Source organism: Staphylococcus sp. GDY8P45P, from assembly GCF_017892745.1.
Classification (GTDB): domain Bacteria; phylum Bacillota; class Bacilli; order Staphylococcales; family Staphylococcaceae; genus Staphylococcus; species Staphylococcus cohnii.
The window spans coordinates 203131-215251 of the sequence record NZ_JAESLS010000009.1 but is presented as its reverse complement, the minus strand read 5'-3'; the positions used below and the strand labels follow the sequence as shown (position 1 = coordinate 215251).

The 12121-nt window shown below is 31.4% G+C and carries 13 protein-coding genes and 1 pseudogene; 3 read left to right on the top strand and 11 right to left on the bottom strand.

Annotation, left to right across the window (positions count from 1 at the left end; translation table 11 throughout):
• Nucleotides 1-21 precede the first annotated feature (21 nt).
• Nucleotides 22-639 carry a LysE/ArgO family amino acid transporter gene (locus KA873_RS10890; protein WP_107384437.1) on the bottom strand — a complete coding sequence of 206 codons (618 nt, stop codon included), beginning with the start codon at nucleotides 637-639 and terminating at the stop codon, nucleotides 22-24.
• A gap of 311 nt (nucleotides 640-950) precedes the next feature.
• Between KA873_RS10890 and KA873_RS10885 the strand changes: the two genes are divergently transcribed.
• Complete coding sequence (locus KA873_RS10885) at nucleotides 951-2378, top strand: aminotransferase-like domain-containing protein (protein WP_210140360.1); 1428 nt, start codon at nucleotides 951-953, stop codon at nucleotides 2376-2378.
• A 202-nt stretch (nucleotides 2379-2580) separates the two neighbouring features.
• Here the strand turns inward: KA873_RS10885 and KA873_RS10880 are convergent, their stop codons facing one another.
• The 4 genes and pseudogenes from KA873_RS10880 to KA873_RS10865 all read right to left on the bottom strand — a co-directional run bounded on the left by KA873_RS10880 (nucleotide 2581) and on the right by KA873_RS10865 (nucleotide 4505).
• Nucleotides 2581-3135, bottom strand: coding sequence for a GNAT family N-acetyltransferase (locus tag KA873_RS10880; RefSeq protein ID WP_019468188.1), 555 nt, complete (start codon nucleotides 3133-3135; stop codon nucleotides 2581-2583).
• 94 nt (nucleotides 3136-3229) lie between these two features.
• Nucleotides 3230-3526: a hypothetical protein gene (locus KA873_RS10875; protein ID WP_046207354.1), complete on the bottom strand. Its 297-nt coding sequence runs from the start codon at nucleotides 3524-3526 to the stop codon at nucleotides 3230-3232.
• A 263-nt stretch (nucleotides 3527-3789) separates the two neighbouring features.
• A pseudogene (locus tag KA873_RS10870) lies at nucleotides 3790-3990 on the bottom strand (SA0632 family lipoprotein); the annotation flags it as partial.
• 53 nt (nucleotides 3991-4043) lie between these two features.
• The gene (locus KA873_RS10865) at nucleotides 4044-4505 is read right to left on the bottom strand and encodes a GNAT family N-acetyltransferase (RefSeq protein WP_107384434.1); all 462 of its coding nucleotides are present in this window, start codon (nucleotides 4503-4505) and stop codon (nucleotides 4044-4046) included.
• Nucleotides 4506-4603: 98 nt separating this feature from the next.
• Between KA873_RS10865 and KA873_RS10860 the strand changes: the two genes are divergently transcribed.
• Entirely contained in the window at nucleotides 4604-5287 is a 684-nt protein-coding gene (locus KA873_RS10860; RefSeq protein ID WP_107386439.1) for a DUF1129 family protein, read from the top strand.
• Between the two features lie 84 nt (nucleotides 5288-5371).
• Here the strand turns inward: KA873_RS10860 and KA873_RS10855 are convergent, their stop codons facing one another.
• From KA873_RS10855 to KA873_RS10835, 5 genes are all read right to left on the bottom strand, one after another.
• Complete coding sequence (locus KA873_RS10855; protein ID WP_210140355.1) at nucleotides 5372-6520, bottom strand: MFS transporter; 1149 nt, start codon at nucleotides 6518-6520, stop codon at nucleotides 5372-5374.
• Nucleotides 6521-6679: 159 nt separating this feature from the next.
• Complete coding sequence (locus tag KA873_RS10850; protein ID WP_019468182.1) at nucleotides 6680-7168, bottom strand: DUF456 domain-containing protein; 489 nt, start codon at nucleotides 7166-7168, stop codon at nucleotides 6680-6682.
• 6 nt (nucleotides 7169-7174) lie between these two features.
• Nucleotides 7175-8383 (bottom strand): sugar efflux transporter, encoded by a 1209-nt coding sequence (locus KA873_RS10845; protein ID WP_107384431.1) that lies wholly within the window; start codon nucleotides 8381-8383, stop codon nucleotides 7175-7177.
• 89 nt (nucleotides 8384-8472) lie between these two features.
• Complete coding sequence (locus KA873_RS10840) at nucleotides 8473-9327, bottom strand: LysR family transcriptional regulator (RefSeq protein WP_107384430.1); 855 nt, start codon at nucleotides 9325-9327, stop codon at nucleotides 8473-8475.
• A gap of 166 nt (nucleotides 9328-9493) precedes the next feature.
• The gene (locus KA873_RS10835) at nucleotides 9494-10222 is read right to left on the bottom strand and encodes a ribonuclease FAU-1 family protein (RefSeq protein ID WP_210140353.1); all 729 of its coding nucleotides are present in this window, start codon (nucleotides 10220-10222) and stop codon (nucleotides 9494-9496) included.
• Nucleotides 10223-10433: 211 nt separating this feature from the next.
• On the opposite strand from KA873_RS10835, the gene KA873_RS10830 reads away from it, so the two are divergent.
• Nucleotides 10434-11546 (top strand): 5-methyltetrahydropteroyltriglutamate--homocysteine S-methyltransferase, encoded by a 1113-nt coding sequence (locus tag KA873_RS10830; protein ID WP_107384428.1) that lies wholly within the window; start codon nucleotides 10434-10436, stop codon nucleotides 11544-11546.
• A gap of 71 nt (nucleotides 11547-11617) precedes the next feature.
• On the opposite strand, the gene KA873_RS10825 is transcribed toward KA873_RS10830, so the two are convergent.
• The gene (locus KA873_RS10825) at nucleotides 11618-12121 is read right to left on the bottom strand and encodes a cupin domain-containing protein (RefSeq protein WP_107384427.1); all 504 of its coding nucleotides are present in this window, start codon (nucleotides 12119-12121) and stop codon (nucleotides 11618-11620) included.

The window sequence follows — 12121 nt, the reverse complement described above, 5'->3', positions numbered from 1 at the left end:
TTATCTCTGCTTTTCTTATGTTTAAAATAGTATTACTAATAATTGTTTTAATATGATACATGCAACTATCACAATAATCATTGCTGAAAATTTATTTAATATTAAGATATATTTTCCAGTTTTATCAATATTACCTACGACTTTGCCAGCAATAGCCAAAAATATAAACCAAAACCAAGAAACAATGATTGTAGTTATGGTAAAAAACATTTTATCTGTACCTTCATATATTGCTGCGTTCGTACCTATAACACCAATGGTATCCATAATTGCATGAGGGTTCAGTAATGAAACAGACAAAGCAAAACCAATTTGCTTTCGCGCAGACATTGATTGATAACGATCAAGCGCTTGAGGTTTCTCTTTCCATAATGACCAAGCCATATAAATAAGAAAAATAAAACCAATACAATAAATTACAATTTGTAACATTGGTAGTGACAGTAATATAACTGACACACCTAATACAGCTAATACAATTAATAATGTATCGCATAGCCCTGCTGCTATGATCACTGGAATTGTCTTAATGAATTGTTTTTGGTTTGCTCCTTGATTAAATACAAATACATTTTGTGCACCTAAAGGTAAAATTAAACCTAAAGCTAAAAACAAACCATGAATCATTGGTTGAAACATATTATCTCCTCTTTCTGAATAACAAAATCATCATTAAACCATACCAGTTTCCCCTTCTCTCGAACTAAACTAGCAGGTATATATAGCCATTCACAATCAATTACTACTAACCATCATTTCGCTTTAATTCACACATTATACTGATGTTTTCGACTGAATGAATTAATCTTCTACAAAATAATACGCATTAAATATTCAAATATAAATACGGAGCGTGATTCTGTATATAATCATGATACAATATATTCAATTGATTTTTACCAACCAGTTATAAATTAAAAAGCCAACCAATCATTTAAAGGAGATTTAACATGTTCACGCCAAAATACAAAGAAATTATTGATGATATACTTTCAAAGATTAAAACTGGTGATTTAGAAGCAGGTATGAAATTACCTTCTCAGAGGAATTTGGCTACTCAATATCGTGTCAATCGTTCAACTATTATTCAGTCTTTAGAAATACTACAAAGTTATGGAGTATTAGAAAGCAAAGCACGTAAAGGGTTATACGTTTCAAAAAGCAATTGGAATACATATATCAACCATAATATGAATTGGCATGACTATATTAAAAATAGCGCTTCAAAGAATAACCAATACTTTATACAACGAATTAACGAATTAGAATTCGATGCGCACATAATACGGTTAAGTACTGGTGAACTTAGTCCACATTTAATCCCAAACAAGCAATTTCGAGATATATTTTCAAAACAAACGACAACTGCTCTAAAAACCAATTATGAACACCCTTTAGGTAATTTGAATTTAAGAAAAGCGATTGTAAATCATGTTAAAAAATTGGGGATTACGTGTAATGAAGAAAACATTTGTATCACTTCAGGTGCATTGCAGGGATTAAAACTAATCGCTGACGGTTTACTCATACCAAATTCAAAGATTATTATAGAAACACCTTCATATATAAATTCTGTACATACATGGCATAATATTCGAGCAGACCTTAACTTTTTACCGATTTCTAAAATAAAACAACAAATAAATACTATTTTTAATGCAAAAACGTTATATAAAAATAGTATCTTTTATTGTATACCGACTTTACATAACCCCACACAACATTCATATACCCAAGCAGAAAAATATAAATTAATTCAACAATGCCAACAAGCAGGTATCCCTATTGTTGAAGATGATGTATACGGCGACTTGTGGTTCGAAGGTCTTCGCCCTCGACCTTTAAAATCATTGGAAGAGAACGATAATATTTTATATATGAGTAGTTTATCCAAAACAGTGAGCCCCGGTTTAAGAGTAGGATGGATTATAGGTAAACCTTCCGTTGTTATGCATTTAGCTGATTTAAAAATGCAAAATGACTATGGTGCCAGTTCACTATCACAATTTATCGCAACTGAGTGGTTAAATAATCCCATATACCATGAACAACATTTAAAATATTTAAAACAAGCGCTTTTAGAGAGACGTCATAAATTTATAAAATCTTTAAATCAACATTTTCAAGATTTAGGTACGTGGTCTATACCTAAAGGTTCTTATTATATTTGGTTCAAATTGAATGTGCCAGTAAACATGAAGACACTATTCGATTTAGCGATTCAAAATCAAATTTTAATTCACCCTGGTGAAATTTATGATAAAAACGCTCAATATCACATAAGGTTTTCATATTCTTATATAAATATTGAAGATATTGATGTTGCATTACAAAAATTGAGTCACCTCATTAAAAATCAAACACAAAAGAAAATATAATTAAAACATGGTTATTCATTGTGAATTTGTACCGTGCGGACGCCTAGGGAAATGATATGAGTGAGAGACTACTGGCTCGAGCCATATCCCCAGGCAAGCATGCACGGTCAAAATCGTAATAAACAAAAGACTAATCCATTTTCATATGGATTAGTCTTTTTTATAAGAATGAGATTTATGTCTCACTACATTATTTAATATTTTATTTTGCTTGTTTTGTCAGATCTTTATAATACCTAACATGTCTTTTAAGCGGATGGTATTTGCTTAATTCTGGATATTCAAAGAAATCATATAATTCCATACCTATTTTTTCCATAACCTTACGTGAAGGTGCATTATTTTCTGAAGTAAATGCATATACGTCATTAATACCATGCTGTTTTGCATATTGGAGTACCGCTTCTGCACCTTCAGTTGCGAAACCATTCCCCCATACTTCAGGGATTAAACGCCAGCCAATTTCATAGAATGGTAGCTCATCAAACGTATATTTGCTGTCTTTAGGTACATAGTTCAATCCAATAAAACCAAGCCATCCATTTGTTTCTTTTAATTCAACAGCAAAAAGTCCTATACCATGATTTATAATAATGTCATTCATCTTTTTCATATCATGTTCTGAACGTCGATAGCTTAGTAAACTCGGGAAATATCTACGGACTTGATGATTCGCATTCATCTGTTGAAATGGAAGTAAATCTTCTGCTTGCCAGTCCCGTAACCTTAAACGCTCAGTTTCTATATAAACTGTCATACTGTTACACCTCTAAACTGGAAATTAAATTTCTATAGAAAATAACGCGTTATGATTATTCTCATACCGCGCTATCACATGGATTAAGCTTTGCTTATGCTCTTGAAATATAACTAATCAATTCAACATTTACAGCCACTTCTTTTAACCGACCACGTTCACTTTTTGGTGCGGTAAATGTTGCATCTATAAAATCATTTTTATGATTTAATTTGTAAGTAGCTACAAATGTATCAGTATCGGATTCAAAGTTTGGTAAATGTGCAATAACACGTTTAATTTCACCCGTTGAATCTTTGATTTCTCTACCAGTTATACTTTCAATTTCTCTACCTAACTCTGGAAGCGTAATTGAACGCCCTTCTAGTAATACAAAATCTTTTTCATGCATCGTTATTCCCTCTTTCTCCTAATGAAAAATGATTATTTAAAAACTGTGTATAATAAATGATTCATTATAAAGTCACGCTTGATATAAAAGTATTGCTAGACAACTGACTTATAATTTCAAATCTATTTTTTGAAAATTTTTATGTTCATTACGTTAATGATACCCATTATAACAATTTGTAAAACGATAGTACAATAATTTCCTGGGAAATATTGCATAAAATCATTTTGTAAAGAAATAAATTTAGAAGCCTATGTTTCAGCGTTAACATCTTTTTCTAAATTTTTTGACTTATCTTGGAGTTTATCTTTTTGTTTTTCTAAATCTTTTTTTTGTTTTTTCAAATCTTTATTTTGCTTTTCTAATTTATCAATATCTTTCTCTAACGTTGCTTTTTCATCATTTTTTCCACAGGCTGTAAGTAACACAGTGGACGCAAGTATGAGTGCTAAACATTTTTTCATGTAAGAACTCCTTTTGTTAATTTCATAATAATAATATAATTTTATCATTATTTTTAAATATCTTCATTATTTATTATTAATCTTTTATTCATAGTTACTGTACTTATATGATATCCAAGTTTAAAATTCAAATCTTTCATTGCGTTATTGTGGTTGACTACTGTGCTTTCGATTTCTAAAGCACCTTTGGCATGCGCCCATATTTCCACTTCTTTTTTTAATACTTTCGCAATACCTTGATTTCGATAATCTTCTGAAACATACATCATTTCAATAATGACTTTTTGGTATTGTTTTAAATATCTTGCCCAGATAAAAGCAATCATTTGTTGTTGTTGTATTTCGATAATCACAACATCTGTGTTGGCCATTAATCCATTTTCAATCATTTCTTTGCGCAATGCAACAGAGATAGTAGTGTTTTGATATTGCTCATACTGTTCATTAAGTTGTTGTTCATGAATTTCTGCAATTTCATTTAAATACTGTTGTTGCGTTTGTTTTAAATATTCCATTATTACTCCTTTGAAAGTGTTATTGATTTATAATACTATATTAGTCATAATTAGCATTATCAATATATTTTATATGTAAGAAGGAATGCCAAATGCCGATGAAATCTACCGATAAATTAATGCGTGAAAACAATGTAAAAGCATTACGTTTAAATAATACAGATCGAGATACTTTCGAAAATTATATGACTTACGTTAGAGCAGATTTGAGTGTTAATCCGCATGATTCTGAAAAAATGTTAAATCGTGTTTTAAATCAGTTGTTGGAAGCAGAAAAAGATGGTGCATTAGCAATGGAATTCTTTGATCATGATCCAAAAGCTCATGCAAAAAGAGAACTTAGACGTTTACCAAATGAAACAATAAGAAATATTTTCAAGTATATTATGCGTCATATTTTGCTGTTTGTGGGTATTTTTTGTTTTCTCAAAGGATTTGCAGGATTTTTTATTGGTGCAAAACGACTATATCTATATACTTTTCCGCTCACATTAATCGTAGGTATTGCTATCATTTTTTTCTTTATTTGGATGTTATTTAAAACAGTACAAATACGCTGTTTTAGTACATCACATTTATCTTGGCTTTTAACATATCTCGTTTTACTTTTATCCGTATGTGGGATATTTTATGTTTTTTTCATTCCACAGACATTTTTAACTGTAGGACCATATATATTAATCAGCAACTGGACTTTTATTATTATTTCTTTTATCTTCATTCCAACAGCATTATATATTGATCATCACTTTACTAATAAAAATACAAATGCTTCTTTATAAAGATAATTTAAAAACACGTTAGCACATACTTCTAAAATTTAAGAAGTGGCTGACGTGTTTTTAGTTTATGTTTCACTTATGTTGTTATACTTTCTTTTCTACTGCAATATTGATAAATAAGAATATAAGGCCAATTAATGTTAATATTGGCGCAATTAAACTTAAGGATGCAACTGGTAGATTTGTTACCACGACACCTCCGATAAACGCACCTAAAGCATTTCCTAAATTAAATGCTGATTGGTTAAGTGTACTCGCAAGTGTTGGTGCATCTTGTGAAATTAATGTACTTTTATATTGTAGTGATGGACTCATACTGAATCCGATCAGACCGAAAAAGAAAATACCTGCTACCATTAAGAGTCCATTCATTTGCACAAAATATAATAAGATGAAATATAAAATAAATGCACTAAATATCATTTTTAATGCTTTATTTAAATTCCAATCTGCAAGTTTTCCGCCTACAACATTACCTAATGTGACACCAATACCAAATATAATTAATAAATATGAAATTAAATTTTCTTGTACATGTGACACATCAATAAGTACTGTTGATATATAAGTAAAGTAAGCAAACACACTGCTAAACCCAAATAATGTAACAGCTAATGTTAACCATAAACGTTTTTCTTTTAAGATTTTTAGTTCATTTAATACAGATGATTTAACTGTTTCTTTTTTCATTGGTACAAATATAATAATACCTATTAATGCTAATGCTCCGATGATTGATATAATAATAAATGTCATTGGCCAACCAAAGCTTTGGCCAATTAACGTTCCAAATGGCACGCCTAATATATTACTCATGCTTAACCCCATAAACATTAATGCCATTGCACTAGCACGCTTTTCTGGTTTAACCATACTTGCTGCTAATATTGAACCTATACCAAAAAATGAACCGTGCGCTAATGAAGTAATAATTCGACTCGTCATCATGAATCCATAATTTGGACTAAATGATGCTGCAAAGTTTCCTATAATAAATATCGCCATTAATGCCAACAATAAATATTTTCTATTCCATTTAATTGTCAACATTACAATGATAGGACCACCGATCGCAACACCTAAGGCGTAACCTGTAATCAGTTGACCAGCTTGACTCACACTAACATCAAAATCTCTAGCGATGTTGGGCAATAAACCCATAATTACAAACTCTGTCATTCCGATTGCAAACGCACCGATTGCGAGCATCCATATAGCAATTGGATATTTCATTTAAGACTCCCTTCCTATTCCCGTTTTTTAACACATGTGAGTGATTATACTAAAGTAGTCATAACGAAAACAAGAAGATTGCTTATATTCCAATTCATTTATGCTATAGTAACGCTCGCCAAGATTGTATGCCTCTTGTAACATCTTTCATTACGTAAATTAATTGATTAATAATGCATCAATGAAAAACCAAATAACCATAATAATCATTATTATCGCTTGAGCGATAGAACTTGCTAAAAATGCTACAACTGAACCAAAACTTGCCTTTAAAGCTTTAGAAAAGTGTGGCTCCTGTATAAATTCAACTACTAGCACCGCTATAAATGGGATAATGATTATTCCAAATGGTGGAAAGACAAAACAACCAACAATAACACCAATCAATGCTGCATACTCGCTTAATTTTGATCCACCGAATTTACTGACAAAATATTTATTCATAATGAAATCTGCAATAATAATAAATATTGTGAACAATGCCATCGATACATAAAATATCCAAGACAAATGATGATTATCAAAGCCGAATTGATAAATTAAGAAACCAATCCACAATATAAGTACTGATGGTATAATTGGTTTAATTAAACCGATAAACGCTAAAACAAATGCTGCTATAATAAATAACCATAAAATCAATGTCATTACAATCTACTCCATACTTTCTTCTGTAAATTTTTGTTCTTTCGTAAAATATATTAAAATCATACCTAAAAATATTGATCCTGCTGAAACAAAGAACACGTTACCTAATCCTACCCAGTGACTCATTATACCACCGAGCAGATTACCACATAATTGTCCTATCACCATCGCATTAGCAAATAATGTAGATGCATAACCAGGAAAATCAGGTAAAATATCTTGGAAATAACTTATACCTAATCCAAGTAGAATCGCTAGGAAGATTGCTAGAAAAACTTGGCCTACAATCATCATGATAAGACTGTTAAATACGCCAATACTAAAATAGAATAATCCTCCAAACAAACCTCCAAGTATCAGTAACGTACGTGTAGTCAACTTGGCCGATAAAATACCTAATATGACCATAAATGGTACTTCTAGTCCTGCACAAATACTAGCTAGCACGCCCACTCGACTTTCTGGCTCATTTAAAAAGTTCGTCACATACAATGGCATATTCAACGTATACATCCATTGTCCTATATGTAATAAAATAAAAGCCATAAATGGTACAAATAAAACTTTATCTCGCAGCATATTAGGTGCAGCCGCTTCGACATGTGTACTATCTGCTACCGGACGCTTTGTTTGAATATCTTTAAAGAAAAAAACTTGTAATAAAAGTGTGAATAATATGATTGTTATCGTTCCGCCAAATAAACCTGCATATCCTTTAAAACTAAGTAACAACGCACCTATAAGTGGACCGAACAAGAAACCAAATGAAAACATCGAACGTAATACAGCGTTAGCGAATTTCGCTCTATCCTTTGATGTAGAAGTATTGATCGATTCTCTCGCTGACGCATACATTTGAGGCATAGCCGGGGCAAAACAACCTTGAAAAATGGCATACATTACTATAAAAACCCATATCTCATGAACATAAAAATAAATTGAAAAACTGACTGCGCCCATAAAAAGTGCAGTAATAATAATCGTTTTTCTATTGATACTATGTGTATCAGAAAAACGCGCTACAATTGTATTCATAGTAAATTGGCTAATTGCAGCTAATGCTAATAACAACCCATATTGGGTAGAAGTCATACCTAAATCATTTGTGGCAAATAATACCAAATACGGTACAGTGATCGCAATTCCCATACCTAACATCATCATATTAACAACAAATAATTTATAATTTTTTATATGTAACAATTCACTAAACATTTAGCGTCCTCTATTCCTATTAAATTCAATATAACTCTTCGCAAAGTTACTTTTATAACTGAATCAAAATATTCAATTGTGAATAATTATTATTCCACGTATTCCAATATTAAATTAATAAATGAATCAACTTGTGGCAACTGTAACATGCTTGGATCATAGCTTAAATAAGTAGAACGAATCAGCGGTTTATCGTCTATATCTACGCGTTGAAACGCAAATTGTTCCTTATCTAAGTGTTTCATCATTATTTCTGGCAATATGGTCACGCCAACACCATTTAATAACATTTCTTTACATGTCGCCACTTGATCAACCGTAATCATCGCGTGATAATCTTGACCGATTTGACTACCATACCATTCTTTAATTTGATTAATATATATAGGATCAGCCTGGAATTCGATAAACGGCATCTTTTCTACTTCATCATTACGATTTTTTGGATGGATAAAATAATGTTCGTCATTAAATAAATGTGTGTTGCTTAAATTCATCATTTTATTACCACGAATAATCATCACATGATAATCTCTATGGTTAGCTTTAATTTGTTCACTTGATCCTACTTGAACTTGAATTTCTACATTTGGAAATTGTCGTGTATATAAATTTAATACAACTGGCAACAACGTTTGACCTATTAAAGACGAACAACCGATGGAGATGGTACCATTTACTTCGCCGATATGTGCTTGCATCTTATCTAAAAATAGACGCTCTCTATTTAACATATCGCGCGCGTGTTCAATAATCATCATACCCTCAGTCGTAGTTATTAATTGCTTTTTTGTACGTATGAATATGTCGACACCAAATGCATTTTCTATCGCTTTTAATCGTTGAGTTACTGCTGGTTGAGAGATATATAAAATTTCTGCTGCTTTCCTGAGCGTTTTTGTCTCATCTAATGTAGTTAACAAGCGATAATCGTCAATCTTCATAATTATCCCCCTATTTTTACAAATACTTAAATATCTTTATTTATGGTGGCCTTACTTTTATCTACTTTGCGTTAATTACTTATATTCAGTAATCTTCAATTCTCGCAGTGTTTACTATAACATGGTTAATGCATGACTAATATAGGGAATTTTGTTTACCACAATTTTAAGATTTTTGAGATGTATTTGAATCTTTAATCTTACTATGATGTGATTTATTTTTGTTTTGATTAGAATGATTATGATGCTTATTGTATTTTTTTATCGGCTTATGTTTAGTCTCATTGTATACAGAGTCTTTGTCTTTATGCTTTTTTCCTTTAAATTTTTGTTTATTAAAAGAAGATTGCTTTTGAGAATTCGCTTTTTGTTTTATTTTATGAAAACAATACATAATTTTGTCTTGCATCGTTGTAAAATCTGTATCAATTTTAATCATTAACTGATGTGCGATAATGTATGCTTCGTGATATTGTTTCTTCGTTATTTGTCCTTGATTTAAAGCGCGTAACAAGTCGTCTTCATCTACAAGCTCGTATGCTCCACTAGGTAATGCTAATACGTCCAAGCATAAATCAATCGTACGCGCATTTCCTTTTTGCGTAACATTTTTTATATTTATGTCAAAGTAATATTCTAATGGATTGCCCTTGTCGTCTAACATCACTGTGATACTATAACGCTTTTTTTCAGGTAATATTTGTAACCACTGATAGTTATCATCAGCAACAACAATATTTTGTCCTACCACCGATACTTCTAGTGGTTCACGTACTTTTTTCATCGTTACTAACCCAATAATACCTTTAAATTTGTTATTATTCACTTTGACTTCCGTATACTCTCTGTCAATGATGCGACGCCAGTGACGTTTATCAATATATTTTACTTTCACTGCCACCAACTCCTTGTCATTATTATATAAAACTGAACCTTACATGTCATCTTATGTTTGTTACATTTAACTTTTTAGTTAATAGCGAGTAGATAATTATTTTTATTGTACTATATTTCATAGCGCAAAAGCGAAATTGACAATTGTTGAGAATTTTGTTAAATTTTTAATATATTTTTCAGAAAATTCTTTAAAAAAGGGAGATAGCCATATGTCAACGACACAAAGACCATTTAGAGCGGATCACGTAGGGAGTTTACTACGTCCAAAACGCTTAAAAGATGCACGTAAAGATTATCAAAACAATGAAATAGATGCACAAACTTTAAAAAATATAGAAGATGAAGAAATTGAACGCATCATAGATAAACAACTAGAAATTGGCTTACATAGTATTACTGATGGTGAATTCCGCAGAAGTTGGTGGCATTTTGATTTCTTAGAAAACTTGGATGGTGTTGAAGGTTACACATCTGAGCGAGGTTTAACATTTGAAGGTGTGGAAACTAGAAATCACAACGTCAAAGTGGTTGATAAAGTTGCATTCAATCCAAATCATCCCCATTTTGAACACTTTAAATTTTTATATGATAAGGTGAACGGTCGTGCAACAGCAAAAGTTTCTATTCCAAGTCCAAATCAATTATTCCATCCTAACATTTTAAACGAAGAGATATATCCTGACATCAATGATTTTGCACATGATGTAGCAAAGGCTTATCATGATAGTTTACTTAAATTCTATGAGCTTGGTGCACGTTATATTCAACTAGATGATGTGTATTGGGCAAACTTGACTTCTGGAACACAAAACACACGTGGGCGTGATAGAAGTGAATCAGAAAAAGAAGTTGCGCGTCAACTTGCTTATAAAGTGATTAATGAAGCAATCAGTGATTTACCAAAAGATTTATTAATCACAACACATATTTGTCGCGGAAATTATCAATCTACTTGGGCCATTTCTGGTGGTTACGAACCAATCGCACCGTATCTATTCAAAGAACAATTAGATGGTTTCTTCTTAGAATATGACGATAAACGTTCAGGTGATTTCGAACCCTTAAGATTTTTCCCAAAAGACCGTTCATTTGCAGTATTGGGATTATTCACTTCAAAAAACGGTGAATTAGAAGATAAAGATACTATTTTAAAACGTGTAAAAGAAGCACAAAATTATATAGATTTAGAACAAATTTGTCTAAGTCCGCAATGTGGTTTTGCTTCTACAGAAGAAGGCAATAAATTGACAGAAGAAGAACAATGGAAAAAGTTAGCTTATATTGTTGAAATCGCTAACGAAGTTTTTGGTACTTCAAAATAATATTAATTAAAAAACTCGTGTTACTTTCACAACTGTTTTAATGAGAAAGTAACACGAGTTTGCTTTTATATTTAACTATTAATGTCCAATGATGATAAAGCATAACGATCGTTAATTTGTTTTAACTCAGGGTAAGTTTCGTTTAACCATTCTTTACTCAATAACTCAAAATGTATAAATTCAAATGCTGGATGGCACATGCAACCCACAAGTGCATAGCCAGCACAATCTTCAATAGACGATGCAAAAATCGTACCTTTTGGTACTACATGTTGCAATACATCACCATTTTCGATATGAGGACCTACTGTTACTTTTTGATAGTTGCCGTCTGGGTGTATCATGTGAACAGTTAAGGAATCTCCTGAATGGTAATACCAGATTTCATCGGCATCTATTCGATGAAAATGTGATATATTATCATGCGTTAAAAGAAAATATATACTCGAATAGGCCGACCTTTGATTTGAGTTATCAGGTATCGCTTTTATAGTCTCTTTATAATACCCACCTTCTGGATGCGGATGTAATTGTAATTGTTCAATCCATTTTTGTACTTCTTGATTTTTATCCAT

Excerpts from the sequence above, each read along its gene's own strand:
- KA873_RS10885 (WP_210140360.1), top strand. The coding sequence starts at position 951 with ATGTTCACGCCAAAATACAAAGAAATTATTGATGATATACTTTCAAAG.
- KA873_RS10880 (WP_019468188.1), bottom strand. The coding sequence starts at position 3,135 with ATGACAGTTTATATAGAAACTGAGCGTTTAAGGTTACGGGACTGGCAA.
- KA873_RS10860 (WP_107386439.1), top strand. The coding sequence starts at position 4,604 with ATGAAATCTACCGATAAATTAATGCGTGAAAACAATGTAAAAGCATTA.
- KA873_RS10875 (WP_046207354.1), bottom strand. The coding sequence starts at position 3,526 with ATGCATGAAAAAGATTTTGTATTACTAGAAGGGCGTTCAATTACGCTT.
- KA873_RS10865 (WP_107384434.1), bottom strand. The coding sequence starts at position 4,505 with ATGGAATATTTAAAACAAACGCAACAACAGTATTTAAATGAAATTGCA.
- KA873_RS10890 (WP_107384437.1), bottom strand. The coding sequence starts at position 639 with ATGTTTCAACCAATGATTCATGGTTTGTTTTTAGCTTTAGGTTTAATT.
- KA873_RS10840 (WP_107384430.1), bottom strand. The coding sequence starts at position 9,327 with ATGAAGATTGACGATTATCGCTTGTTAACTACATTAGATGAGACAAAA.
- KA873_RS10850 (WP_019468182.1), bottom strand. The coding sequence starts at position 7,168 with ATGACATTGATTTTATGGTTATTTATTATAGCAGCATTTGTTTTAGCG.
- KA873_RS10855 (WP_210140355.1), bottom strand. The coding sequence starts at position 6,520 with ATGAAATATCCAATTGCTATATGGATGCTCGCAATCGGTGCGTTTGCA.
- KA873_RS10825 (WP_107384427.1), bottom strand. The coding sequence starts at position 12,121 with ATGGATAAAAATCAAGAAGTACAAAAATGGATTGAACAATTACAATTA.
- KA873_RS10845 (WP_107384431.1), bottom strand. The coding sequence starts at position 8,383 with ATGTTTAGTGAATTGTTACATATAAAAAATTATAAATTATTTGTTGTT.
- KA873_RS10830 (WP_107384428.1), top strand. The coding sequence starts at position 10,434 with ATGTCAACGACACAAAGACCATTTAGAGCGGATCACGTAGGGAGTTTA.